General features: G+C 46.2%; 21 protein-coding genes and 1 pseudogene. 17 read left to right on the top strand and 5 right to left on the bottom strand.

The window, feature by feature from the left end:
- The first annotated feature begins 64 nt into the window (after positions 1-64).
- The 3 genes from QUA45_RS19600 to QUA45_RS19590 all read left to right on the top strand — a co-directional run bounded on the left by QUA45_RS19600 (position 65) and on the right by QUA45_RS19590 (position 3209).
- On the top strand, positions 65-1213 hold the full coding sequence (locus QUA45_RS19600) for a Re/Si-specific NAD(P)(+) transhydrogenase subunit alpha (RefSeq protein ID WP_333098039.1): 1149 nt from the start codon (positions 65-67) through the stop codon (positions 1211-1213).
- 296 nt (positions 1214-1509) lie between these two features.
- Positions 1510-1803: an NAD(P) transhydrogenase subunit alpha gene (locus QUA45_RS19595; RefSeq protein WP_006633295.1), complete on the top strand. Its 294-nt coding sequence runs from the start codon at positions 1510-1512 to the stop codon at positions 1801-1803.
- On the top strand, positions 1800-3209 hold the full coding sequence (locus tag QUA45_RS19590; protein WP_333221904.1) for an NAD(P)(+) transhydrogenase (Re/Si-specific) subunit beta: 1410 nt from the start codon (positions 1800-1802) through the stop codon (positions 3207-3209). Before QUA45_RS19595 ends, QUA45_RS19590 begins: the two co-directional genes overlap by 4 nt.
- 167 nt (positions 3210-3376) lie before the next feature.
- On the opposite strand, the gene QUA45_RS19585 is transcribed toward QUA45_RS19590, so the two are convergent.
- The gene (locus QUA45_RS19585) at positions 3377-3574 is read right to left on the bottom strand and encodes a type II toxin-antitoxin system HicB family antitoxin (RefSeq protein ID WP_333098043.1); all 198 of its coding nucleotides are present in this window, start codon (positions 3572-3574) and stop codon (positions 3377-3379) included.
- A 57-nt stretch (positions 3575-3631) separates the two neighbouring features.
- Here QUA45_RS19585 and QUA45_RS19580 point away from each other — a divergent pair, with 57 nt between their 5' ends.
- From QUA45_RS19580 to QUA45_RS19540, 9 genes are all read left to right on the top strand, one after another.
- Positions 3632-4639: a hypothetical protein gene (locus QUA45_RS19580; protein ID WP_333098045.1), complete on the top strand. Its 1008-nt coding sequence runs from the start codon at positions 3632-3634 to the stop codon at positions 4637-4639.
- 33 nt (positions 4640-4672) lie between these two features.
- On the top strand, positions 4673-4858 hold the full coding sequence (locus QUA45_RS19575) for a hypothetical protein (RefSeq protein ID WP_333098047.1): 186 nt from the start codon (positions 4673-4675) through the stop codon (positions 4856-4858).
- A gap of 56 nt (positions 4859-4914) precedes the next feature.
- A complete protein-coding gene (locus QUA45_RS19570; RefSeq protein ID WP_333098049.1) occupies positions 4915-5262 on the top strand; it encodes a DUF433 domain-containing protein in 348 nt (115 codons plus the stop codon).
- A gap of 3 nt (positions 5263-5265) precedes the next feature.
- Positions 5266-5607 (top strand): DUF5615 family PIN-like protein, encoded by a 342-nt coding sequence (locus QUA45_RS19565; protein ID WP_333098051.1) that lies wholly within the window; start codon positions 5266-5268, stop codon positions 5605-5607.
- Positions 5608-5709: 102 nt separating this feature from the next.
- Positions 5710-8379 carry a protein-arginine deiminase family protein gene (locus tag QUA45_RS19560; protein ID WP_333221903.1) on the top strand — a complete coding sequence of 890 codons (2670 nt, stop codon included), beginning with the start codon at positions 5710-5712 and terminating at the stop codon, positions 8377-8379.
- A gap of 199 nt (positions 8380-8578) precedes the next feature.
- Positions 8579-9496, top strand: a complete 918-nt coding sequence (locus tag QUA45_RS19555; protein ID WP_333098055.1) for a hypothetical protein — start codon at positions 8579-8581, stop codon at positions 9494-9496.
- A gap of 85 nt (positions 9497-9581) precedes the next feature.
- The gene (gene pruA, locus QUA45_RS19550) at positions 9582-12557 is read left to right on the top strand and encodes an L-glutamate gamma-semialdehyde dehydrogenase (RefSeq protein ID WP_333221902.1); all 2976 of its coding nucleotides are present in this window, start codon (positions 9582-9584) and stop codon (positions 12555-12557) included.
- A 124-nt stretch (positions 12558-12681) separates the two neighbouring features.
- The gene (locus tag QUA45_RS19545) at positions 12682-14352 is read left to right on the top strand and encodes a glycosyltransferase family 39 protein (protein ID WP_333221901.1); all 1671 of its coding nucleotides are present in this window, start codon (positions 12682-12684) and stop codon (positions 14350-14352) included.
- Positions 14353-14529: 177 nt separating this feature from the next.
- On the top strand, positions 14530-15009 hold the full coding sequence (locus QUA45_RS19540; RefSeq protein ID WP_333098060.1) for a hypothetical protein: 480 nt from the start codon (positions 14530-14532) through the stop codon (positions 15007-15009).
- Positions 15010-15143: 134 nt separating this feature from the next.
- Here QUA45_RS19540 and QUA45_RS19535 read toward each other — a convergent pair whose 3' ends face one another.
- Complete coding sequence (locus QUA45_RS19535; RefSeq protein ID WP_333221900.1) at positions 15144-17189, bottom strand: S8 family serine peptidase; 2046 nt, start codon at positions 17187-17189, stop codon at positions 15144-15146.
- A 254-nt stretch (positions 17190-17443) separates the two neighbouring features.
- On the opposite strand from QUA45_RS19535, the gene QUA45_RS19530 reads away from it, so the two are divergent.
- The 4 genes from QUA45_RS19530 to QUA45_RS19515 all read left to right on the top strand — a co-directional run bounded on the left by QUA45_RS19530 (position 17444) and on the right by QUA45_RS19515 (position 21533).
- Positions 17444-18505 (top strand): lysylphosphatidylglycerol synthase domain-containing protein, encoded by a 1062-nt coding sequence (locus QUA45_RS19530; protein WP_333221899.1) that lies wholly within the window; start codon positions 17444-17446, stop codon positions 18503-18505.
- Positions 18506-18719: 214 nt separating this feature from the next.
- Complete coding sequence (locus tag QUA45_RS19525; RefSeq protein WP_333221898.1) at positions 18720-19373, top strand: DUF1190 domain-containing protein; 654 nt, start codon at positions 18720-18722, stop codon at positions 19371-19373.
- Between the two features lie 108 nt (positions 19374-19481).
- Positions 19482-20789, top strand: coding sequence for a glutathionylspermidine synthase family protein (locus QUA45_RS19520; RefSeq protein WP_333221897.1), 1308 nt, complete (start codon positions 19482-19484; stop codon positions 20787-20789).
- An 18-nt stretch (positions 20790-20807) separates the two neighbouring features.
- On the top strand, positions 20808-21533 hold the full coding sequence (locus tag QUA45_RS19515) for a hypothetical protein (RefSeq protein ID WP_333221896.1): 726 nt from the start codon (positions 20808-20810) through the stop codon (positions 21531-21533).
- A gap of 159 nt (positions 21534-21692) precedes the next feature.
- Here QUA45_RS19515 and QUA45_RS19510 read toward each other — a convergent pair whose 3' ends face one another.
- Both QUA45_RS19510 and QUA45_RS19505 read right to left on the bottom strand, forming a co-directional pair.
- Positions 21693-22442, bottom strand: a complete 750-nt coding sequence (locus tag QUA45_RS19510) for an amino acid ABC transporter ATP-binding protein (RefSeq protein WP_333221895.1) — start codon at positions 22440-22442, stop codon at positions 21693-21695.
- Entirely contained in the window at positions 22408-23871 is a 1464-nt protein-coding gene (locus QUA45_RS19505; RefSeq protein WP_333221894.1) for an ABC transporter substrate-binding protein/permease, read from the bottom strand. Before QUA45_RS19505 ends, QUA45_RS19510 begins: the two co-directional genes overlap by 35 nt.
- 389 nt (positions 23872-24260) lie before the next feature.
- Here QUA45_RS19505 and QUA45_RS19500 point away from each other — a divergent pair.
- Positions 24261-24392 (top strand): annotated as a pseudogene (locus QUA45_RS19500) (GMP synthase (glutamine-hydrolyzing)); the annotation flags it as partial.
- A 96-nt stretch (positions 24393-24488) separates the two neighbouring features.
- Here QUA45_RS19500 and QUA45_RS19495 read toward each other — a convergent pair.
- Positions 24489-25022 (bottom strand): DUF2726 domain-containing protein, encoded by a 534-nt coding sequence (locus QUA45_RS19495; protein ID WP_333221893.1) that lies wholly within the window; start codon positions 25020-25022, stop codon positions 24489-24491.
- Positions 25023-25174 lie beyond the last annotated feature (152 nt).

Here is a 25174-nt window from a genome sequence, read left to right as displayed (position 1 = left end):
GGCAGGTTTTGTGTGTGTAGGCGCGGTTTCAACCGTCCTAGGAAGGCTTAAATAAGGAGAGTTCATGAAATTAGCGATCGCAAAAGAAATAGCAGCAGGGGAACGCCGGGTGGCTTTAGTACCCGACGCTGTAGCCCGATTAGTCAAACAGGGCGTCGAAGTTTGGGTTGAGGCCGGTGCGGGGGCAAAATCCTTTTTCTCGGATCTTGCTTACGAAGAAGCGGGAGCTCAGGTTGTCGCCGATACCGCTAGGCTGTGGGGCGAAGCCGATGTCGTCGTGAAAATCGGGGCCCTGCAAGAATCAGAAGTTCCTCAACTTCGAGAAGGAGGAGTTTTCATCGGATTTTTGAATCCTCTGGGAGATCCAGCTTTAGTGCAGCGTTTAGCCGATCGCAAAGTAACGGCCTTCAGCATGGAAATGATCCCGCGCACCAGCCGCGCTCAAAGCATGGATGCGCTGTCATCTCAGGGTAACGTCGCCGGTTACAAAGCGGTACTGATCGCAGCCGCAGCTTTGCCAAAGTATTTTCCGATGCTGACAACGGCGGCGGGTACAATTCGCCCTGCGAAAGTATTGGTAATGGGTGTGGGCGTTGCTGGCTTGCAGGCGATCGCCACGGCGCGCCGCTTGGGTGCGGTAGTCGAAGCCTTCGACATCCGCCCGGAAACAAAAGAACAAGTGCAAAGTTTGGGCGCTAAATTCCTTGATGTCGAACTCAAGGAAGAAACCGTCGCCGCCGGAGGTTACGCTAAAGAATTATCAGAAGCCGCCAAAGAATACACCCGCCAAGTGCTCACCCAACACGTCAGCGCTTCCGATGCAGTTATTACAACGGCTCAGGTTCCTGGCAGAAAAGCACCTATTTTAGTTACTAGAGAAATGGTTTCTCAAATGAAGCCCGGATCGGTAATTGTTGACCTCGCGGCGGAACAAGGCGGCAATTGCGAATGTTCTGAAGCGGGGAAAGATGTTGAATGGAACGGCGTTAATGTCATCGGCCCGATTAATGTGCCCTCGTCGATGCCCGTACACGCTAGCGAAACTTACTCGAAGAATATCTCGGCTTTACTTCAGTTGATGGTGAAAGATAAGGAACTCAATTTGAATTTTGAAGACGATATCATTGCTGGTGCTTGCGTCGCCCGCGATGGTGAGATTAGCAATCAGCGAGTTCGCGATGCTTTGGCAGCTCAGGCTTCAGCCGTAAGTTAGATTCTGTCTGTCGTTATGACTCAAAGTCCGGCAAGGGTTGAAATCCCTGCCTCAAAGCTAAAGTCCTCTTAAGAGGACTGAAGAACTGATTAAATATCTCCAAAAAAGGCTTTTTTTGTTTGGTGACTAGGGTCAGATCCCCCCTAGCCCCCCTTAAGAAGGGGGGAACAAGAAGTATTCAAAGTCTCCCTTCTTAAGGGGGATTTAGGGGGATCGAGACTCGGCAACAAACGAGAGATCTAAAGGACTTTAGCGTTAATTTCACACCAATTACCAATTACCAATTACCAATTGTCATGGCAGAAGGATTGATTGCAGGTTTAGTGGTGTTTACTCTGGCGTCGTTTGTGGGATTTGAAGTAATTAATAAAGTCCCGCCGACGCTGCACACACCTTTGATGTCGGGTTCCAATGCGATTTCGGGAATTGCGGTTTTAGGTGCAATTCTGATTTCTGGCCAAGGCAATGTGACTGTTACTTCGATTTTGGGGACGATCGCGATCGCCCTGGCCACAATTAACGTTGTCGGCGGTTTCTTAGTAACCGATCGAATGCTGCAAATGTTCAAGAAAAAAGAGGTTAAAGCGTGAGCGATTTTCTGCCCAGTGGCATTCAACTAGGTTATTTAGTTGCCGCATCTTTGTTTATTATCGGTTTGAAACAGTTGGGTTCCCCTGCAACTGCCCGTCAAGGTAATGTGTTAGCTGCGATCGGGATGTTAATTGCGATCGTCGGTACGTTGCTGGAAAAGCAAGTAGTCAGCTACGAATTGATTGCTGTCGGAATTATCGTCGGTTCCATTTTGGGAACAATTATGGCGAATACTGTGGCGATGACGGATATGCCGCAGATGGTGGGTTTGCTTAACGGTTTCGGGGGCGCGGCTTCTGCACTCGTTGCTGTGGGTGAATTCTGGCGCTATCTCAGCATCCCGGAATCGCCAACTCCAGACGCGACAATCACGATCCTTTTGGGTGTGTTGATTGGCGGAATTACTTTCACTGGTAGCCTTGTGGCGTTTGCGAAACTGCAAGAATTGCTACCGGGTGCGCCGATGACGTTTCCGCTGCAACAGCCGTTTAATGCCATGCTGGCGATCGCACTTTTAGCCGGCAGCGGTTATATGCTGTTTAACCCGGAGAATGTGCCGGTATTCCTGGCTTTGGTGGCGATTTCCAATATTCTGGGAATCATGTTTGTGCTACCGATTGGGGGCGGCGATATGCCGGTGGTAGTGTCGCTGCTTAACTCTTATTCGGGGATTGCGGCGAGTGTGGCTGGGTTCATTTTGATGAACAATATGCTGATTATCGCCGGTGCATTGGTGGGCGCGTCGGGGATTATTTTGACGCAAATCATGTGCAAGGCGATGAATCGATCCTTGGGTAGTGTGCTGTTTAGCGCGTTTGGTAGCGGTGGCGGTAGTGCTGGGGCTGCTGCTGGGGCTGCTGGTGCGATCGATAAAACTGTTCGCAGCATCAATCTCGAAGAAAGTGCGATGATGTTGGGTTATGCGCGATCGGTTGTAATTATTCCGGGTTACGGAATGGCTGTAGCGCAAGCACAGCACGCGGTGCGCGAGTTAGCCGACGGTTTGGAAAAAATGGGTGTTGACGTGAAATACGCGATTCACCCGGTGGCTGGGCGGATGCCGGGGCATATGAATGTGCTGTTGGCGGAAGCAAACGTGCCTTATCCGCAGTTGTACGATATGGACGACATCAATCCGCAGTTTGAAGAAACGGATGTGGCGTTGGTGATTGGTGCGAATGATGTGGTGAATCCGGCGGCGCGTCACGATACGGCGAGCCCGATTTACGGGATGCCGATTTTGGAGGTTGATAAGGCTAAGCATACGATCGTGATTAAGCGCGGGATGAGTGCTGGTTTTTCGGGTGTTGATAACGAGTTGTTTTACAAGGATAAGACGATGATGTTGTTTGGTAGCGCTAAGGATGTGGTTGCCAAATTGGTTTCTGAGGTGAAGCAGTTGTAGGATTTTGCAACCGCAGATTAAGGCAGATTAACGCGGATGATTAAACCCGGTTTCTTGTAGAAACCGGGTTTTTGTTGGGGTTTTGTTTTGATATCAATATTCTTCTGTCTCAAGCGAGAGGGACTTCGTTTGACTCTTAAGCGATTGAAATCGCCGAGTCTTATAAGCTAATAGTTTGTATGCAGCCGATTCTTGACTTCCGAAGGATCGGCTGTCTCAAAAAATAGTTCCAACGCTTCGATGAGATTTCGTCGGGCTTCTTCTATATTGTCACCTTGGCTGGCAATATCAAGTTCTGGGCAAAGGGATATATATCCGTCACCTTCTCGTTCAATAATTGCTGTAAACTTTTGTGTTGACTTCATAGGAGATTGGGTTGTAGGATGTATAGATGGTTGTAGTGGCTAAATAATTGAATAAGTATGCTCAAGAAATCAGATATATACAGGCTTGTACATGATTACATTGAAGTTGATTATGATGGGGATATGCGTGACTTTTCTTACCAAAAACTCCGCGAGTTTTATCCTTACTGCTGCGACTTGGAGATTAACGTAGAAGATCATATATATGGCACTACAAGAGAAACGTTCATGCGCATACTTGAAGAGGCAAGCCCGCTAGATCAAGCTAAAATTATAAAAGGCGTATTCAAAAAGTATCCTCTTTCATACTTTGAGGAAACAGATAGAGAGACAAAGCAATTAATTTACGACGAATATCAAGAAATCATAGCAAGACTACAATGTTCAGTGCAGGGTGTTAGCAATGAGGCAAAAAACCTGATATTCGCGGCAAATGGACCTAAGCATGAAATTGTCTTAGGTGATGCAATCAGGAATGAGATTAAGATTGTCAAAAATCAAGAATACTGTCTCATATATGATAGACCACTTTTGGAAAAAGGGCTTCTATGGGAAGAGTTAGTAGACTGGTGGCGAGACGAAGAAGAACTACATAATCTGACACGTACTGACCAGCGTAATCACCTGTTCCATCGACTCAAAATTTCTCTGGGGGACAATCACCCAGAAAAGATTTTACTTGACACGTACTACAGCTATTTTTGGGAAAAATTGAAAGAAAAACTACCAGCACTAATTCCTCAAGTGTACTTGCATTATGACCCCTATACATCGAAACAGCTCAAAGATGAAAAACGATTAAGCCGAGAAAGAATGGATTTCCTGCTTCTTCTTCCTTACCGAAAGAATATTGTAATTGAAATAGATGGGAAGCAACACTATTCCGAAAATGGCAAAGCCAGCCCTAAACTCTATGCAGAAATGGTTGCAGAAGATAGACGCTTAAGACTTGCAGGCTATGAATTATACAGGTTTGGTGGTTATGAGTTTTTGGATGATGCAAAGGCAAAACGAACTGTGGAAAACTTCTTTGACGACCTATTTAAGTTACACTCCATTATCTAGGCATTAAAAAAGCTCCCGCAGTGTGCTCCGGCCATGCTTGTATCGGCACTCGGATACCAGTTTGGTCATTGGTGTGCTAGCCTTCTGGATGCAAATAATGTGCGAATTTTGCAAGAATTTCCTCATTTGAGTACACCAGATTTGGCGAAGGCTTGGGCTTCTGCTGAGGCACACCCAGAGGAGATTGAAACTGCGCTCGCTAGAAACGCGGAAGCCTAAAACATGGCGCGAATTTGCTATAATCTAACTAATATCAAATCCGAGCGATCGCACTTATGACTATACAAGAATTAGAAACTCAAATCTCAACATTAAATGCGGTTGATAAAGCTAAACTAATCAGCATTCTAACTCAAACTTTAACCAACGGTTCTCTAGGCATTAAAAAAACTCCTGGTGTGTGCGGAGGCGATGCTTGTATCGGTAATACTCGCATACCAGTTTGGTCACTGGTGTGCGATCGACGTTTAGGTGCTTCCGATGGTATCATCCTAGAATCCTTTCCCGATCTAACCGCCGCTGACTTGGTAAATGCGTGGGCTTATGCTGATGCTTACCCAGAGGAAATTGAACAGGCAATTAGAGAAAACGATGAAGTTATGGAAGAAAGCGAGGTTTATTAAAAGTTGGCACGTTTTTACACAGATGAAAACTTCCCGCTAGCAGTGGTAGAATTACTGCGGGCTTTGGGTCATGATGTATTAACAGCGAGGGAAGCAGGGAATGCAAATCTTCAAATTCCTGACGAAGATGTGTTAGCTTTTGCTGCGAGCAATTCCCGAACAGTTTTAACGCGCAATCGCCGTCATTTCATGCGATTACACATTCAAAACTCTGACCATAGTGGTATTGTTGTTTGCACGGAAGACCCAAATTTTGAAAGGCTGGCGACGCGAATTAATGATGCTATTTCTACGGTCGATACTTTGAACGGTAAATTGATTCGAGTTAACCGTCCTTCGACATGAAAAAAAGCAGCTCCCCCAAACCCATCCTACAAATCTTATAATTAAATCCCCCATTGCTCCCAAGATTAGGTAAAATTATTGGCGTGTCTGAGGATAAACTATATGCGCTGGGTTCGATATATTGCGATCGCGATCGTCAATGGTTTCGGTGTCGTCATCGGTATTATTTGGATTGCAGTCCCCACAACAGTGGCTCAACCTTCCCTAAACTACCAACTCGCACTCTCTGCGCGACAGTCAGAGGGCGAAACTCCGCAATCCCTCCCCGAACTCTATAAATTGCGCGATCGCCTGAAAGTACAATTAGATAACCTTGCGAACACTCCCGACAGCACCCCGTTTCCGGCAGAACTTTGGAAGTCAGCAATCCACCGCCAGCAATCTCAAACTCTGACGCAGCAACTTCAAAACGTTCAGAGTCAGATTCAAATAGAAGAAAGAGCCAAATATAATTGGGATGATGCTGCTAAATTAGCCGCCCAAGCAGTCTTAATTGGACGCACTTCTAATCCTTCTTCTGCTACTTGGGAACAGTCCCAGCGGCTGTGGGAGTTGGCTATCAATACGTTGCGACTCATTCCTCACGATTCTTTTTTGGCCGATGGGGCGATCGACAAAACCATCGAATATCAAGGAAATCTCAGTGTCGCTACCTATGAAATGCAAGTTGCACGTTCTGTGGAGAAAGTTAGAGCCGAGGAAGAAGAGATAAGAGAGCGAGCCCGCAAAGAGCAAGAGAAAAAAGAATTTGCTCGTCGAGAAATAGAGAGAAAAGAGCAAGAAAAAAAAGACCGGGCTAGAAAAGAACTAGAAAGACAAGAATTCCAAAGGCAAGAATTAGCCAGGAAAGAGCTGGAAAGGCAAGAATTAGCCCGTAAAGAACTTGAAAGGCAAGAGTTGGAAAAGCAAGAATTAGCCCGTAAAGAACTTGAAAGGCAAGAATTCCAAAGGCAAGAGTTAGCCAGGAAAGAAGTTGAAAGGCAAGAAGCAGCCAGAAAAGAACTGGAAGGGCAAGAACTTGAAAAGCAAGAGTTAGCCCGACAAGAACTGGAAAGACAAGAACTTGAAAGGCAAGAGTTAGCCCGACAAGAACTGGAAAGACAAGAACTTGAAAGGCAAGAACTAGAGAGAAATCAACAAGCAACTTCTCAACCAACTCCTGAATCAACTGCAACACCAACTCCCGCCCCAGTTACACCCGCCGCGTCGTCGCCGAACTTTTTCTTTGCGGGAGATACTAACAGAGATGGCCAAATTAACGAGCAAGACGAAGCCGGAAAAGAACAATGGTCTTTGTCGAAGGGCGCGCTAATTTTATTTAACGATCGCAATAACGATCGCGGCAAGATACCGACTTGGAAACAAACCAAAGTTAGCGCTCCCCGCCGTGCAGCAATGCTTTCTCAAGTTAACTTAACACTGTCTGAAAACTTCAAAACCTCTCAGTTATTTATCACGGCTGACAGCATAGCTAGCCCTCACATCAGAGTTTTCCAGAAGACGGGCGACGGCTGGCAACCTGTAGATATATCCGGTGCTAAACCTCTTATTTTTAGCACGAATATTGTTTTAGGTGTCGAAGCCAAACAATTTGCCGATCGCAATTGGAACGGCACTGTAAATCTCAAAGCAACTGCCCAAAACAACGGTCAAGAAATCGCCTCCACAACAATCCAAATGGGCGTTAGTCCTTGGATGATAGCGCCAAATACAGCACCAGTAACCGAAGTTCAAGTCAGCGACAGAGGCTCGGTAAACAGCGAATTTATCTCGCAATTAAAAGAAGCAGTAGAACCCACGGGCGCTCAAGTAAAAATTCTCCATGGCGATCGCACTTGGATGCAAGATACCCAGAAAAACGGCTACGTTCAATTGCCAGAAAAATCGGATCTACGCCTGTTTAATGTAGCCCTAAAAAGCAATAGCGATCCAGAGAAAAACCCGCCTCTTAAATCAACTCAAGACCGGGATTTGAAAGTAGTTAAAATTGGCAATCCTCGTTCTTTAGACCCTGTAAGTCAGTGGTCTGAGGGCTACGGCAATTTGCAGGTGACACCGCCGATTCCCGGACACCCAATGGGTCGAGTTTATTACGGGAATTCGGGAAATGCTAGTTTTAATCCAGAGGTACTTGATTTTATTCAAGCTCAGCGAATTCAAGGGCCACCAGTGGATCTTGATACTTCTTGGCTTTTGACTCGCCAAGTCGATGAAATTATCAATTTTATTCCCACTCAAACTCCCGGACAATATGTAATGGCGATCGCCAGTCCCGAAGCCGGAGTTAAGCTGTTGGAAGAATTGCAGGGAAGAGGTTACGGTGATGTGACGGTCAATCGCGGTTTGAGCACTCAAACAACTGTCAGCGCCGCTTTGCAAAATCGCGCTTTAATTCAACACAATCTCTATTTGCAAAATCAGAAACTTAATCCGATTATAGAGAAGCTGAAAAGAGAATTTTTACTCCGAGACGACCAAATTATTCAAGTTCCGGTGATGTTTGGCTACAGCGGCTATGCTTGGTGGCCTAATATGGTCAATTCGGTGCCAGTTAACGGCAAGTTGTTAGTTTCAAATCCGCGCGGGCCAATGATTGAGGGTGTAGATTACACTCAGGAAAGATTGCGCCAACTGCTGCTTCCTGCTGGCGTCAGCGTTAGTTTTCTGGATGACAGATATTATCAAGAATTGAAAGGAAACGTGCAGTCGGCGACGAATACTGTGAGGAAGCCTGAAGATCGGCCTTTTTGGCAGTCTTTGCCTAATAATTGAACCCAGCAGTAATTTGCGATCGCAATTTGTACTCAATATTTACGGAAAATGGGTAAATTGCGATCGCCGCAGCCGATAGATTTCTCGCTCGACAGGGACGGCATTTTGTCAAGGGCCTTGCCGTATTGGTGCAGTGCAGGCGATCGCACCAGTAACGTAAAATGTCTAAAAGCGGTCTTTGTAAAATAAATTTAGCCCCATGAGCGACGAACAGGAAAAAAAACAAATTTTTACTCAGCAACCGGAAACAATTTCCACTGCTAGCGATGAGTTAGATCGCAGTGAAATTGACAGGACAGATTCAACTTCCGCATCAGCAGAAACTCCCGCCGAAATTGCCGCGCCCGAAGATATTTCAGCCCCAATCGATGAGGCCGAAACAATTCCACTTACCGCCGATAGCGCCCCGGAAACCACTCAACTTCCAAGTTATCCGACTCCAACAATTCCAACTGCCAACTCCGATCCAAAACCAGCCCGCTCTTGGCAAATCTTAGCAGTTTTTCTCAGCGGAATTTTGGTCGGTTCAGTCCTGAGTCTCGGCAGTTTGCTAGGGTGGAGAATGTATCAGGAAAGAGCGAACCTTCAAATCAAACTACCCGCTGACGTACCCCTTCCCGAAAGCCCTCCCCCTGTCCCAGCAGCGCCCGCCAACCGCCTGCCCGGACTTCCCCCAGCACCCGGCCCGGCACGGCCCGCCGATCGCCAACCGTCGCCCAATCCCACTCAAATACCATCTCTGTCAGGGGTTCCGCAAATTGCTTCGCCGTCGCCGTCGCCGTTGCCTTCTCCTTCTCCTTCTCCCGCTGTGGTTGAAACCCCTGTAACCGAGCGAGTGTACTTTCAAGCTGGTGCTACGGGAACTACTCTAAACAGTAGTTTGCGAGCCAACATATCCAAGCGCTATTTACTGGAGTGCAATAGCGGCCAAAGCATGACAATAAATGTTCAACAAGGTCAAGTTAGTGCAGCAATTATTGCTCCTAACGGTGAAAAAATAGGTACTGCAAATAGTACCAGTCAGTGGCAAGGTCAACTAGCCAGCAGCGGCGATTATACTATTGAAATTTCCGGCGACCGCCAAGCAAACTACGGTGTTAGAATTGAAGTCAAATAGCAAGTACAATTGTATCAGGGGGTAGTTACCCAATACATAAACCCGCCCTGGTTGCGAATTACAAATTACCCATTACTAATTACCAATGGTCGCACAAGTATCTCCAAGCATCTATGAAGCAAAAACTCAAGAAATTGCCAAAGAAATCCTGCGGGCAACTCAAGAGAAAAAGCGATCGTTTTTTGGCCAACTCCAAGACCAAATGCGCTGGGATGACAAACTGATGGATTGGGCGATGGCTAGCCCAGGACTGCGGGTGCAGTTGTTTCGATTTATTGACTGTTTGCCGGCCCTCCGCAGCAGGCCGGAAATTGCCCGCCATCTGCAAGAATATCTGACCGCCCAAGAGGTTGAATTGCCCGAAGCCTTGAAAAAATTGCTCAACTTTGCTAGCCCTGATTCAGTTCCGGGTCAATTGGCGGCGACGACGGTTGCGCCTGCTGTGGAAACTTTGGCACACAAGTATATTTCTGGGGAAAATATCAAGCAGGTAATTAAAACCTTAGAGCGACTTCGCAAAGATAAAATGGGTTTTACAGTTGACCTTTTGGGGGAAGCTGTCATTACTGAAGCGGAGGCGCAAATTTATCTTAACCGCTATTTGGAATTGATGGAGGAACTGGCTAAGGCAGCGAAGAATTGGCCGCAAGTAGATGCAATTGATAAAGCTGATGATGAAACTTTGCCGCGAGTGCAAGTATCCGTAAAATTAACAGCTTTTTATTCTCAGTTTGACCCTTTGGATGCTAAAGGTAGCGAGGAGAAAGTAAGCGAGAGAATTCGCATTTTACTGCGCCGCGCGAAGGAATTGGGAGCGGCCGTTCATTTCGATATGGAACAATATGCTTACAAAAGTTTAACTCTGAGCATTCTCAAAGACTTATTGTTAGAAGAAGAGTTTCGCAGTCGCACGGATATTGGAATTACATTGCAAGCATATTTGCGCGACAGTTCCCAAGATTTGCGAAACCTGATCTCCTGGGCAAAAAAACGCGGAAATCCGGTAACAGTGCGTCTGGTAAAAGGCGCTTACTGGGATCAGGAAACTATCAAAGCGATGCAGAAAGATTGGCCGCAGCCGGTCTACAATGACAAAGTTGCTACCGATGCTAATTTCGAGCAGATGACGCAGTTGCTGCTAGAAAATCACGAATATTTGTATGCAGCTATTGGCAGTCATAATGTACGATCGCAAGCGAGGGCGATCGCCATTGCCGAAACTCTCAATATACCGCGCCGCCGCTTTGAAATGCAAGTGCTGTATGGCATGGGCGACAAATTGGCTAAGCTTTTGGTCGATCGGGGTTATCGCGTCCGAGTCTACTGCCCCTACGGCGATTTGCTGCCGGGAATGGCTTATTTGATCCGCCGTTTGCTGGAAAATACCGCCAACAGTTCTTTCATCCGGCAAAGTTCCGAAGAAATGCCGATCGAACAATTGTTAGCCGCGCCCGTTGCTAATGGAAATGACCAGCTAGTTTACAGCAAAGTATTTCCCAACGTTGCCGATACAGACTACGCCAATACCAAATTGCGGCAACAAGCAGAAACAGCCATCAAATCAGTGCGCGCCAACTTAGGTAAAACCTATTTACCGCTTATCAATGGCGAGTACCAAAATACTGAAGCAACAGTTAATTCTCTCAACCCTTCCAATCCCACAGAAGTAGTTGGCACCATCGGATTGCTTTCAGAAGAACAGGCCAAACAAGCCCTGGAAGCAGCAAAATCAGCCTCCACCAGTTGGCGGAGAACCCCCGTTCGCCAGCGCGCCGGCGTCCTCCGCAAAGCCGCTGAGTTGATGGAACAGCGGCGGCACGAACTGTCAGCTTGGATGGTGTTTGAAGTCGGAAAACCCGTCAGAGAATGCGATGCCGAAGTCTCCGAAGCTATTGATTTTTGCCGCTACTACGCCGACGAAATGGAACGGTTAGAACAAGGGAAAAATTACGACATCCCCGGAGAAACTAACCGCTATAGCTATCAGCCGCGCGGCATTTCTTTAATCATTTCACCTTGGAATTTTCCCCTAGCAATTCCCGTTGGCATGACAGTTGCATCGCTGGTGGCAGGTAATTGTACTTTGCTCAAACCTGCGGAAGTTTCCTCAGTAATTGCAGCAAAAATCACAGAAATTTTGCTCGAAGCGGGAATCCCCAAAGGGGTATTTCAATACGTGCCTTGCAAAGGTTCAACCGTCGGCGCTTACATGGTGAAACATCCCGATGTTCACATGATTACTTTCACCGGTTCTCAGGAAGTGGGCTGTCAGATTTATGCCGATGCTGCGATTTTGCAGCCTGGACAAAAACACCTGAAACGAGTAATTGCTGAAATGGGCGGCAAGAATGCAATTATTGTCGATGAAAGTGCGGATTTAGACCAAGCAGTTGCAGGCGTAGTTTATTCGGCATTTGGATACAGCGGCCAAAAATGTTCCGCTTGTTCGCGAGTAATTGTGGTCGAATCTGTGTACGATAATTTTGTGGCAAGATTGGTAGAAGCGACGCGATCGCTCAATGTCGGCCCAGCAGAAAATCCCGGCACTCAAGTCGGCCCTGTGATCGATGCAAATGCCCACTCGCGCATCCGCGAATACATCGAAAAAGGTCGCGCTGAAGCTAAGATAGCTTTAGAAATGCCGGCACCGGAAACCGGTTATTTTGTCGGCCCAGTCATTGTTACGGAAGTATCGCCGACAGCAACTCTCGCCCAAGAAGAAATTTTCGGCCCAGTTTTGTCGGTGATTCGGGCAAAAAATTTCAGCGAAGCGATTGTTATTGCTAACGGTACGAATTTTGCTTTAACCGGCGGATTGTATTCTCGCACGCCTTCGCATATCGATCGAGCCGCATCCGATTTTGAAGTCGGAAATCTGTACATCAATCGCGGAATTACCGGCGCTGTGGTATCGCGGCAACCCTTCGGAGGATTCAAACTTTCGGGAGTTGGTTCTAAAGCAGGTGGCCCGGATTATTTGCTGCAATTCCTCGAACCCCGCACGATAACTGAAAATATTCAGCGGCAGGGTTTTGCGCCGATTGAAGGAATCGATGATTAATCATTCCTTTGTTGGCAGTGAGGACTGAAGTCCTCTCTCTGGCTGTTAAGTTGGTAAGGTGCGCTAGGCGCACCTTACGGCTGGGGTAACAGAAAAAATTTGTGCGAGATTAGCTAGTTATAAAATGGAATATACGAAAGATCGCGATCGACTAAATTCTCACAACCCTCCACTTGACAAGTGGCTGCGATTTTTAATTATAGCCGTATTAGTCATAGGCATTTTATTTCGATTCGCCAATCTCGATCGCAAATTTTACTGGATCGACGAAACATATACTTCTTTGAGAGTTTCCGGCTACACCGAAGCCGAAATAATCAAACAAATTTCGTACCAGAAAATAACCTCGCCTGCGGATTTACAAAAGTATCAGCAGATAAATTCAGAAAAAACTGTAAGGGATACCCTGAATTCTTTAGCAACAGAAGACCCCCAACACCCGCCGCTGTATTACGTACTAGCGCGGTATTGGGCGCAATGGTTCGGCAGTTCTGTTGCAGCAATGAGAAGTTTGGCCGCCGTGATTAGCCTGCTAGTATTTCCCGCAACTTATTGGCTGGCTTGGGAGTTATTTGAATCTTCAGCCGTAGCGTGGATGGCGATCGCAATTTTCGCAATTTCTCCCTACCACATCCTATTTGCCCAAGAAGCGAGACAGTACAGTTTGTGGACAGTAACTACTATTTTATCCAGTGCAGCCTTGCTGCGAGCAATGCGCCCTGATTCAACTCAAAATGCTGTCGCCCTCGTTCTTTCCTGGGCGCTTTATGCAGGCACAGCAACACTGGGATTTTACACACACTTGTTATTTGTCTGCGTCGCTGCCGCCCACGCTATCTACGTCGCAGTTATTGCCAACTGGCGCGATATAAAAACATTCATTTCCTATTATGTAGCATCTTTAATCGCTTTGATCGGCTTCATGCCTTCCCTGGTACATACTGTAGAAAACTTCAATCAAGTTAGAAGCACAACAGCATGGGCAGAACAAACAAATTACTTAAGATTAGTCAGCCGGTGGGTTGGTTCTATCAGCATAGCATTTTTTGATATTGGCATTGATGGAACTGCCAACGCCACACAACTAGCTTTGCTAATTCCAGTTGGTATCATGATTTTAGCTTTGGTCGGCTATGCCCTTTATTATCTATTCCGAAAAACACCAAAGCGAGTGTGGTTGATTGTATTGTTATTAATTGCAACAACTGCTTTGTTTTTAGCAGTACCCGATCTAATCAAGGGTGGAAGGCGATCGGGAAATCCGCGATATTTAGTTCCTTGTTATGTGGGAATTCAGCTAGCAGTGGCTTACCTGCTGTCTGCAAAAATTAGTCACAATTTGGAGAAGTTAAAACAGCCAAAACTGTGGAAAATCGTTATAGTTGCAGTTTTGTCCGCAGGTATTATATCCGGTGGAGTTAGTTCTCAAGCAGATATTTGGTGGAATAAAGGCAGCGGTTGGTTGGGTGCCTTGGAAGTAGCCGCGAATGTCAATCAAGCCAGCAATCCGCTAATTATCAGCGATGCCAATATCGCATATATCATGCCTTTAAGTTATTACCTAGAACCCAAAGTCAAACTGCTAATAGAACCCCACTGTTACACTTCTTGCTACAAAAATCGAGAATTGCTAAAGAAAAAACCCCAACCCCCGCAAATTCCCGGCGGTTTCAGTGAGTTGTTTTTATACAGACCGTCCTCTACTTTGCGCTCGGCAATTCAGCAACAAAACTATCAAATCGATCCGGCTGACACTAATGTCGAGCTTAATCTGTGGAAAATTACCAAAAAATAATCTCAAACATTAAGGCAAAAAACACGGGTTTGCTGCCAAAAAATAAATGTCTTATTCACTGCGACATACTGACCATAAACGGCATTTTTGGAAGGTATGTCGCAAGTAGAGTTCGATAGATTTGCTTTTCGTGATAAGCTAAAAGTTAAGAATCAAAAATAACATCAAAAATCTCAAATGACAGTCACTGAAACCTCCAACATTCGTAAACTGCTGTGCGATCCCGACTTAGGACTGATTCCTCACCTAGAAAAGTGCCTGAAAGATTTGCACTCATCTGCGATCGCCAGTGGAGAGAAATTCAAGGTAGAACCTTACGATATAGAACTCAAAAGCTGCCACACCCAGAAGCATCCCAACGACCAAAAACCTCTCGTCACCCAGTCAGTGTTAATAAAAGTTCCCCTGACTGGGAAAGTTCAAGACAAGATGCACCTATATCTGATCGCAACTGAGTTGCAGAACCAAATCGACATTAAAATTATCGACTGGAGTGCCTTAGAACGCCGCCAATACGACATTCAGGGCATCCCCTTAAAGCAGCCGATCACAAAAATAGACGGCCAGATGAATTACGAATTAGTATTCGATCGACCAAGCTACTGCTGCATCACCCTGTGCCGCCAATTTGACTTAACTTACGCTGCCAATTTTTAATACCAATTCCCAAAAGTAGGGACACGGCATTCCGTGTCCGGGGCGGGGAGTATGACACGGCATTGCGGTGTCCCTACGGTTCGCTTTTAATAATTGGTAGAAGATTGAGGATTGGAGATCGCACCAAATCCAATTCAAACCGCTCGATTCGCAGTTTCCGCAAGAACCCTCTTAATATCACCAGGAGTCAGACTCGGATTAGCTTGCAACATCAAAGCTATCACGCCGGATACTTGTGGCACTCCCATTGAAGTACCCGCAAAATATCGATAGGGAATCCCCGGTTGAGAAAGCGGCACAGTTGAATAAACGTCACCAGAATCCGTCGTCCCACCGTCGCCGCCCGGAGCAACAAAATAATTAATAGTCTCCGCACCCGCCCGGTTAGAATAATCCGCAAACAAGCCATTTCGGGTAACACCACCGACAGCAATTCCTACCTCATTGGCAAACCGAGCCGGATAATCTACTTGTGGGCGAGCATCATTTCCTGCCGCCGAAATCACGATCGCCCCTTGAGCTTCGGCCGCTCGAATCGCATCCAATTCTTGAGCATTCAACTGTAGACCGCCCAAACTCACATTTATTATCTTTGCTCCATTTGCCACCGCATAATTAATCGCATTAATTTCATCCCGAATTTTACCCACCCCTGCCCCATCAAGTATTTTCACAGGCATAATCTTCGCAGTCGGAGCCGTTCCAGTAATCCCAACCCCATCTTTTTTCGCAGCAACTAAACCCGATATATGAGTGCCGTGATTGTTATCATCCATCGGGTCATTATCGTTGTTGACAAAATCCCATCCCCGGAAATCGTCAACAAAGCCATTGTTGTCATCATCAACCCCGTTGCTAGCTTTATTGCGACCGATCGCATCAACACCGGTTTCCCCCGCATTGCTCCAAATATTCCCCGTCAAATCCGGGTGATTGTAGTCAACTCCGCTGTCGATAACTGCCACCACAATTCCGTCTCCAGTCAAGCCCCGGGCCCAAACCTCTGGAGCTTTAATTAAATCTCTGCCCCACTCGTCGCCGCCCAAGTCGGGAACATCAGGAAAAGTTGCAGTACCTTGAGCTTTAGCAACTGCCGCTGCTGCATTCACCAAACCGAACCCAAAACGAGAGTCAAAACCCTGCAAGTTGCTCGCATTGTTAGTAAAAACAGTTGTAGGATTTGCAGACAGATTGAGGGAGAAATTTGTACTGCCTTGGTATTGATAAACTCGGACAAAGTAAGTTCCTGCGCCTAAACCGTTGATGTCGATCGACTCCGGCGATAAATCCACTTCTTGAGAAGAAGCAATAATGTCGGTGAAGTCAATAGAATTGTCGCCATTAATATCTTTAATCACAGCAACGTCAACATCCGCCGTCAAACCGCTGACAGTTAATTTAAAGTCGCTAGTTGCAGGCAAAGTAAAGCGGTAAAGGCCGTCTGGCCGGGCGTTGCTAACTGAATCTGCGATCGTTTGAGTGTCGCCCAAAACCCCTAAATCGCGAGCTTGATCCAGTTGGTTGCCCAATACGGTAGTTGCAGAGATGAATGTATCGGCGAGGTCTTGTGGAGATGCGTTGGCTACCAAGCCTAAAATAGCATTGGATTGGCGAATTTTAATTAATGTATTGGAAATACCGCGGGCGATCGATATTTCTTCGAGAATCAAGTCAGCTTCGGTAAGGTTGTCAGTCAGGCCGATCGAATCCACAAAACTGTTAAAGTCAGTAATAACGTCAGCAGCAGCCGGATCGGAGACTGCGGAGTCGCTGCGGAGGACAAAGGTATCTGGGCCCAAACCCCCTGTCAGCGTATCTTTGCCCCCATCGCCCACTAAAACGTCGCTGCCGTCGCCACCGTTGAGGGCGTCTCCTCCCTTGCCTCCTTGCAAGGTATCGCTGCCGCCATCGCCAAACAGGATGTCGCTGCTGACACCGCCGTTAAGTACATCGTTGTCCGCACCCCCTAACAGCGTATCGGAATTGCTGCCGCCGAGAATGCGATCGTTACCATTATCACCGCTAATTATTTCGGCATCCGACGAACCAACAATAAAATCGTTGCCGCCGAGGGCAAAAAATCCGTTAGGATAAGGAGTCAAAAAGCCCGGAGTCAAAGCGAAACTATTGGGGCTATCATCTAAAAGATAGGAAAGACCGTCAGGGCTCGGGCCGGGCATAGAAATGTACTCCTAGCGAGGTATATCGATCTAAATTTTAGATTTTAAATTTAAGTTTGTGGTTAAAAACGCCCTAAATAGTCTGTAAAGCGGGCATTACGCACAGTCTGTAGAGGTCTGCACAGGTTAGGTTAAACAGATTTATTCCATCATATCGTGCCGTGTAAATCAACCACAATTCCGCCTTTGCCCATCTTAAATATAAAATCTAAAACAGTATAACTTAATCCCAAATTCAAAATCGGGATCGGAAAATGGGAAAACCACACTTGCATCGAATTCATAATTTTTTGAACATAGCGAAGTCGCATTTAAAGCCTTATTTGCGCTATTTGATTTTGGGCGGGACGTTTTTATTTATTGCCAAAGCTTTTTTAACTCACTGGCGAGAAGTCGCGAATATCCAAATTCGAGCCGAAAGTTTTCCGTTGCTGGCGATCGCCCTCGGCGTCACTTTATTTTCTCTAATTTTTGTCGGCTGGGTGTGGATGTTGATTTTGCGGGAATTCCGCCAACCTGTAACTGCGGCGTGGGCGATTCAAGTTTTTCTCAAAACTAATATTGCCAAGTATTTACCGGGGAATATTTGGCATTTTTGGGGTCGAATATTGGACGCGAAAAAGGCAGGTATTTTCCCGAAAGCTGCTACTCTCAGCGTGTTACTGGAACCGCTGCTGATGGCTTCGGCGGGCGTTTTGATTGGGTTGATTTGTTTTGACAAATTCAATTGGTTTTTGCGGATTGTCGGTTGTGCTGCTATTTTAACGGCGATTCATCCCCGCATTTTAAATCCGATCGTTCTCTTTGTAGAGCGGTTGAAGTTATCCAAGAACAATGGGGAAAATTCAAAGGCTGGGGAGGCTGCGGAGAAGCAACTAAATTTGCTTACAGAGTCTACCTCCAATCTAGCTAAAAAAACATCGAATGTCAAGTCCCGACACAAAATAAATTTGCCAATTAAACGCTATCCTTTAGTGCCGTTAATCGGACAAATGTGTTTTATCGGATTGCGGGGCTGCGGTTTTTTGCTAACGGTAATGGCTTTAACTCCGGTGAACTTTAGCAATATTCCTAACTTGTTCGGTGCTTTTTGTTTTGCGTTTGTTGTCGGTTTAGTCGTACCGGGTGCACCGGGGGGAATGGGAGTATTTGAAGCAACGGCGATCGCCCTGCTGTCCGATCGCTTTTCTACGGGTATAATTCTGAGTGCCGTGGCTTTGTATCGGATAATTAGCATTCTGGCGGATGTTTCGGGTGCTGCTTTGGCAAAGCTCGATCGCCAGCGAAATCAGCGCAGTCAAAAAAGGCGAATTTGAAATCAAATATTTGAGGAATATAATTTGCGGCGTTCGAGGAAACCCTGAATCGGGCAATGTAGTAAAAGCTATAATCGAAGTCCTGAGTTCCAACTCACAGACTGAGGTAAATTACTTGAACTGTGGCTGACCGTGTAAATCCAATCATCTCAGTGGCAGCAAATTCATCACATTACAGGTTCTTTGAAATAATAACTCTAACCTCCGGTTAGCCATGACTCATAACAACAATCGAACGACAACAATTCGTTACCTTCTAATTACATCAGGTGTACTGGCGATCGGCGGATTAGGCTATCTTGCTTATACCATGTTGCACCAACCCAACGAAGTACGCTTCTACGAATCCGAACAGCAATGTATTGTAGATGCGACGAACCAAAGCAACGGGTTCACAAAAGAGCAGTGTCAGGCCCAGTTCCGGTACGCAATGCAGGAATACGAACGCATTACGCCCGTGTATCGCACGCAGCCAGAATGCCAAGAAGACACAGCAAGCATTTGCTCGCAGGTATCGAATTCCAGCGTTGCTACCCCCGGATGGCGACCAGACTTCGGCGGCTTCTATTTCACCGATGATGTCGATGATGATGCCCCTGCAACAGTGGTCAACGGCGTCAACGGCGGCTCCTACACGGTTTATCCAGTGCAACCCGTTTACCGCTCCCACATCGGAATTGTAACTCCAGATAGAACCCTGATTACTCGTCCCCTACCAGGCATACCGCTAGATTCTCCCTACTTTTCCCCCAGTCGCGACACCCCAAATCGCCCCCCAGGCCACGCAGCTCGGGGAACTATCAAGGGACGAGGGAGCTTTGGTAATGCTGTCCGCTCCACGGCTCCTTTAGGAAGCGGAGGCAAGTGATGCAAGCATTTTTGAGCGGCGATTCTTCCCACAACTATTTTTTCTCTAATTCTTTTCTCTGTTTTTGTAGATCCTTGAGTTCCACACCACTAGCAAGGCCCTTCAACCATGTATCCCTTTTTGTTTCAGCGACGACGCAACTGGCAGCAGCACGTATTAGATAACGCCTACCAATGTCAGCCTCTTGCAGACATCAACCAACGCTACTGGGCAGAAGCCTTACACCGTCCCTTTGGGGTGATGTTTTCGCGCCAGGAAGAGGCGAGGATCTGGGATGCTACTGAGGCTCTTTGGGATATGTGTCGGGAATTTTTGGACTGGTTTTTCACCGCCGATGGTCTAGAAAATCGGATGAAAAAACTCGCTATTCCCCCTGCTTTCTGGGAAGCAATTCAGGTTTCGTGGGATCGGGTTTACGAAGAAGAAGATATGTCTCTTTATACCCGTTTCGATCTTGCCGTCACTGAAGATGGAAAAATTAGCCTTCTAGAAATCAACGGCGAAACTCCTCTCTTGGGTGCAGAAACAGTCTATCAATGGCTGTGGTTAGATGACATGAAAAAAACAAGCCGAGATTTGCGATCGCTTCCCAACGATGCCAATCAGTTCAACAACTTTTGGGACGAAGTTGCGGGTCGATTCCGCACTCTAAGTCGTCATTATGATTTAAAGCAGTTCGGCCTGAGCTTGTTAATTGACGAGCATCTGTCAGAAGATACCGAGATGGCAGGACAACTGGTCGAAATTATTAATCAAGAATTGGGAAACGATCGCTTTTTCACCCAACTTGTAGGATTGCGTAACCATCTGGGCGTGGATGAAGAAGGATTTTTTGTCGATCAATTCAATAATCGGATCTTGCGGCTGTGGAAAATCGTCGATTGGCTGGATTTGCAACTCGCCAGCCAATCCTTTAACGCAGATGAAGCCCTAGCATCGCGCCTGATAGCAGGGGACGTGAAAATCATTGAACCGCTGTGGAAACAGATTTTAAGCAATAAAGGATCGATGGTGTGGATGTGGGAATTATTTGGCAACCACCCAGTTTACGCTCAATTCTTGCTACCCACTTTCTTCACAGATACTATCTCGATCGAATCCACAGCATTACTGACCCAAATGCACGTCAAAAAGCCCCTCGTCGGTCTAGAAGGTGTTGGGGTTTCTATTGAAACAGGCGATTTTGTTGCCGGAGCCGTTCACGCCCGCGAGGCGATGGGCTACGATCGCGAAGGATTCATTATTCAGTCCTATCAACCCTTGCCCGAATATTTTGGCTACCACTTCGTCGTAGGTTCCTGGATTGTCGGCGATACTCCATCTGGCATCGTATTGCGCGGAGATACCAATCCGATCACCGGACGACATTGCTTAATCGTTCCGCATATCGTGAGCGATCGTCTGGTGAATACTTAACTTCTAATCAGAAAAACTATGAAATTACAAACTCATGATGTCCGGGGAATTCCGATTCTTAGCAGTGAGTGGAGTGTAGATGAATTTATTGCCGATGAGTTGAAAATTCCCGAAGTCGCGCCTGCAATTCAAGCTGGATTTATGGATCTCCTGAGCCGAGATGTGTTCTCTGAGGGAGACAGTCAGCCACTCTACGAGCATCTGCTTTCTCGCAGTTCGGAGTTCTCGTTAGAATTCATGAGTGCGATCGAACTTTGGCTGCAAGACGAATTACGGCACTACGTTGCTCTACGTAAGGTCTATCACATGGTATCAGGTTTGTCCCCAGAGGCGATCGACCAAAAAAACCAGAGTCGGGTGCATGAACTCGAACCGATCTCGTTTCTGATTGAGAACGAATTCACCATTCTAGTTGGTTTAATGTTTGACGAAATGGGTTCCGTGTGGTCTTATCACCGGGATATTAAGGAATTCTACCAACACTATGGGAAGGGCTTTGCTCGCGTAGGACATTTGGTCACGCAGGATGAGGGGCGGCATTTTAGGAATGCTGCGACTCTCATCCAACATCGCCATCCCGACAAAATCGATCGGATCGAACCCTTATTAGAAAAGATTAGCGAGATGGAAGCCCGTCTTGCTTATTATCCCAAGACTTTCTTTCTCGATCACGCTCAGGAAAGAGACCGCTTTCCGAAAGATTTTAATACCCAGGTGATTCAAAGAATTCTCTCCTTTTTCTAACAGAATTACCAAGTTAATCATCGGATCAACATTATTATACTTTCCGTGGCGATCGAGCATCTCAAACAGACGCACCCTACCGCAACTTTCTCTTTCTCCTCTAACTCTCTCTGTGTCCTCTGTGTCCTCTGCGGTTAAAAACTCTAATCTTTATCTGAATTAAAGCATTTTTTCCAGAAATTGCTTGGCGCGATCGCACTTCGGGTTACTAAAAAACTCCTGCGGCGGCACATCTTCCGCCACCTTTCCGCCATCCAGAAACAATATCCGGTGGGCGACTTCCCGCGCAAAACCCATCTCGTGAGTTACAATTGCCATTGTAATTCCCGTTTTTGTCAAAGCTTTCATTACATCTAACACTTCTTTAACCATTTCTGGATCGAGTGCAGAAGTCGGTTCGTCCATCAACAAAATTTCCGGTTCCATAGCCAAACAGCGGGCGATCGCCACCCGCTGTTTTTGTCCCCCCGAAAGCTTAGAAGGATAAACCTCGGCCTTATCTGACAAACCCACTTTTTCCAGCAATTCTAACCCCTTCAGACGCGCCTCATCCTTAGCCACCTGCTTCACCTTTACAGGGGCATACATCACATTTTGCAGCACAGTCATGTGCGGGAACAAGTGGAAATGCTGAAAAACCATACCCACTTTCTGGCGGATTTTCATAATATCTGCCTTCGGCAAAGTAATATCCACTCCGTCAATGTATATGTGTCCAGAAGTCGGAATTTCCAGTAAATTCAAACACCGCAAAAAAGTAGACTTGCCGCACCCCGAAGGGCCGATAATGGCAATCACTTCTCCTTTGTGAATCTCAGTAGTTATCTCGCGCAAAACCTTAAGATTGCCAAAAGATTTATACAGGCGATCGACCTTAACTGCTAGTTTGGAGTCTGCGTTCGAGTACATTTGCCCCCCAAGTTAAACTAAGCACCATCAAATAATAAATTGCGCCGACAAATATCAAAGGTTCAAAGTAAATATACTTTTCTGCTCCCACAATTGTAGCGCGACGCAGCAAGTCTTCTACGCCAATTACTGAAACTAAAGCTGAATCTTTGAGCAAAGCAATACTTTCATTCACCAAGGCAGGCAAGATGTTTTTCAACGCTTGCGGCAAGATAATATCGCCCATCATCAGTTTGTAGGGAACGCCAAGGGATTCTGCGGCTTCTTTTTGACCTTTATCTACGGCTTGAATTCCCGCACGAATTGTTTCGGAAATATAAGCCCCAGAATTGAGGAAAAAAGTAATCACGCCAGCTTGCAGCGCCGATATATCATACCCCGTAAGCTGCGGCGTTGCAAAATAAACTAAAGTCAACTGCAAAATTAGCGGCGTTCCTCGAAAAATTGAGGTGTAAGCAGTGGCAAACCAAAACAGCGGTTTAATGCTAGAAATCTTAAACAGAGACAGCACGATTCCCCAGATAAATCCGAGAAATGCCGACAGCAAGGTAAAAGTTAGCGTTACCCAAATCCCCGACAAAATATAAGGCAAACTCGGCAATATTTTGCCAAAATCTAACCCGAACTTGGACGCTACCGCAGGCTGATTTGCTTGAGCCGGTTCTTGCGGAATTGGTCGAGAAAACCACTTAGTAGCTAGTTCCTTAATTTGACCGCTGGCTTTCATTTGCTGGAGGACTCGGTTGAATTCTGGAACTAATCTCGAACCTTTCGGAAAGGCGATCGCCGAACCGCTTTCTTCAGTATTCGGAATTGTGTTAAATTCCAAGTCAGGGTTCGCTGCGGCATAACCCGTAGCGACAGTATCCTCAATCACTCCCGCCGCGAGACGGTTCGATTTAATTTCTTGAATGATATCAGGAATCCTATTCAGAGGAACCAGTTGCACCCCGGCCATTTTTTTCACAGCTTCCTGCTGAATACTTCCGAGTTGAACGCCTACTTTTTTCCCGGCTAAATCTTCAGCTTTCGTCAAATTGCTGCCTTTATTGGCGACAATTGTATTTTGAGCTTCGTAGTAAAGGTCAGAAAAAGCAACATTTTTTTTCCTTTCTGCTGTGGGAGTCATTCCCGCCATCACAAAATCGGCTCTTCCCGCCTGCAAAGCGGGAATTAAGCCGTTAAAATCCATGCCAATTACTTTTAGTTCGTAGCCTAATTTTTTAGTAATATATTTGGCAATATCGATGTCAAAACCGATGATTTCGTTGCCGCTAACAGCCGTATCTTTAAATTCATAGGGCGGGTAGTCTGGGGAAGTCGCCAGTGTTAAAGTCTTGTTGGCTTGGGCGTAGCTGGCGATCGCAATTAAACAAAAGGCGATCGCGATCGCCGCCGCCAGCATTGATTTTAATGTTAAACGTTTCATATCGAACATTGTCCTAAAAAATCCCCTCGCCCAGAAAACATACCACAAATCGGAATCAAGTCACCCTTGTAAAGGAAGATATATTCCTGGACGCACGGGTTTCCAGAAACCGGGTTTGATGGACAAACAAACTGCATAATTAGCCTTTAACAAGGGTAAAAAACTCGGTTATAAAGGTATTAATGCGCCCAGGGCTAAAGATAGATAATTGTGCTACTAACTTATATTTAAAAAATGTCCGCAATGCACAGTTTTTAACATTTTAGAAAGTAAAGCTTGTCCGCAAAACTCCCACCCATGTTGTACCGTTGTCCTAGTTGCGATCGGTATTTGTAATCATCCAGCATATTCCATTTGTGGGACACGGTATTCAGTAGATCAGGGCAAAAGCTGATTGGGCGCGAGTTCCTTACGATTTGTTGGAACTGATCTCGAACCGGATTGTGAATGAGGTTAAGGGGGTGAACCGAGTGGTTTACGATATTACTTCTAAGCCGCCGGGAACGATCGAGTGGGAGTAATACCATTGTCGATTATTGATTTTCGATTTGGATAGATGCCGTCTGTAAGTCCTGTGTTAATTACAGGACTTACACATAAAATTTATAGTCTAAGAGTCAACTGTCAACTGTCAACTGTGTTGAATAGTGTTGCAAAAATGCTTCCAGTTCTGTCCGTCCTTGTTGGGTAATTGAGTTGTAGCAGACTTCTTTTTGTCCATTGGGAGTGTAGAAACGATAGAAGCGTCGATCTCGATCGATTTGTCGCAGGTATACTAAGGGAACGCCAACAGATGCAAGGAGTCGGGCTTTTTTGCGATCGCGCTCCTGCACCTCTGGGCGATCGTGCCAATGAGATTGACATTCTATCACCAGTTTGGCTTTGCGACTACCACCACAGCCGCGTTCCATCAAGGCGATATCGACTCTGGAACTCACCCAAAATTTCCAAAGTTCAATGGGAAGACGGGTGAAAGTTTCTGGACGAGAACAGATGATTTCTAGGGGAACTTGGGGACAGTAACGGAAGCGATCGCCTAAAATCATTTCTAGAATATCGAGAGCGATCGTTTCTAACTCGTTGATGATTTCTCCGCTTAGGAAGTGGGGAAATGAAGACAAAGAATTGTCACAGTCAAAGGCGTATAGCATGAGTTTTATTTCCGATTAGGGTTAGTGGGAATTAAAGGGGTTGTAGATGACTGTCCAAGCATTTTCACCAATAGCGGTGGCAGTCCAAGCGCCCTTCTGGTAAGGTTTGCCTTCTTTCCGAGCGCGGTAGAGAGTTGTGGTGGATACCTCCA

The sequence above is a fragment of the Microcoleus sp. Pol12A5 genome (genome assembly GCF_036701435.1).
Classification (GTDB): domain Bacteria; phylum Cyanobacteriota; class Cyanobacteriia; order Cyanobacteriales; family Microcoleaceae; genus Microcoleus.
The sequence above is the reverse complement of the archived record's forward strand: the minus strand, read 5'-3'. Positions and strand labels throughout refer to the sequence as shown.

What these genes read in the sequence shown, in the direction of transcription:
- QUA45_RS19540 (WP_333098060.1), top strand. Translation starts at nt 14,530, where the DNA reads ATGACAGTCACTGAAACCTCCAACATTCGTAAACTGCTGTGCGATCCC.
- QUA45_RS19585 (WP_333098043.1), bottom strand. Translation starts at nt 3,574, where the DNA reads ATGAAGTCAACACAAAAGTTTACAGCAATTATTGAACGAGAAGGTGAC.
- pruA (WP_333221902.1), top strand. Translation starts at nt 9,582, where the DNA reads ATGGTCGCACAAGTATCTCCAAGCATCTATGAAGCAAAAACTCAAGAA.
- QUA45_RS19515 (WP_333221896.1), top strand. Translation starts at nt 20,808, where the DNA reads ATGAAATTACAAACTCATGATGTCCGGGGAATTCCGATTCTTAGCAGT.
- QUA45_RS19560 (WP_333221903.1), top strand. Translation starts at nt 5,710, where the DNA reads ATGCGCTGGGTTCGATATATTGCGATCGCGATCGTCAATGGTTTCGGT.
- QUA45_RS19580 (WP_333098045.1), top strand. Translation starts at nt 3,632, where the DNA reads ATGCTCAAGAAATCAGATATATACAGGCTTGTACATGATTACATTGAA.
- QUA45_RS19575 (WP_333098047.1), top strand. Translation starts at nt 4,673, where the DNA reads ATGCTTGTATCGGCACTCGGATACCAGTTTGGTCATTGGTGTGCTAGC.
- QUA45_RS19520 (WP_333221897.1), top strand. Translation starts at nt 19,482, where the DNA reads ATGTATCCCTTTTTGTTTCAGCGACGACGCAACTGGCAGCAGCACGTA.
- QUA45_RS19600 (WP_333098039.1), top strand. Translation starts at nt 65, where the DNA reads ATGAAATTAGCGATCGCAAAAGAAATAGCAGCAGGGGAACGCCGGGTG.
- QUA45_RS19595 (WP_006633295.1), top strand. Translation starts at nt 1,510, where the DNA reads ATGGCAGAAGGATTGATTGCAGGTTTAGTGGTGTTTACTCTGGCGTCG.
- QUA45_RS19545 (WP_333221901.1), top strand. Translation starts at nt 12,682, where the DNA reads ATGGAATATACGAAAGATCGCGATCGACTAAATTCTCACAACCCTCCA.
- QUA45_RS19535 (WP_333221900.1), bottom strand. Translation starts at nt 17,189, where the DNA reads ATGCCCGGCCCGAGCCCTGACGGTCTTTCCTATCTTTTAGATGATAGC.
- QUA45_RS19505 (WP_333221894.1), bottom strand. Translation starts at nt 23,871, where the DNA reads ATGAAACGTTTAACATTAAAATCAATGCTGGCGGCGGCGATCGCGATC.
- QUA45_RS19555 (WP_333098055.1), top strand. Translation starts at nt 8,579, where the DNA reads ATGAGCGACGAACAGGAAAAAAAACAAATTTTTACTCAGCAACCGGAA.
- QUA45_RS19530 (WP_333221899.1), top strand. Translation starts at nt 17,444, where the DNA reads ATGGGAAAACCACACTTGCATCGAATTCATAATTTTTTGAACATAGCG.
- QUA45_RS19495 (WP_333221893.1), bottom strand. Translation starts at nt 25,022, where the DNA reads ATGCTATACGCCTTTGACTGTGACAATTCTTTGTCTTCATTTCCCCAC.
- QUA45_RS19570 (WP_333098049.1), top strand. Translation starts at nt 4,915, where the DNA reads ATGACTATACAAGAATTAGAAACTCAAATCTCAACATTAAATGCGGTT.
- QUA45_RS19510 (WP_333221895.1), bottom strand. Translation starts at nt 22,442, where the DNA reads ATGTACTCGAACGCAGACTCCAAACTAGCAGTTAAGGTCGATCGCCTG.
- QUA45_RS19525 (WP_333221898.1), top strand. Translation starts at nt 18,720, where the DNA reads ATGACTCATAACAACAATCGAACGACAACAATTCGTTACCTTCTAATT.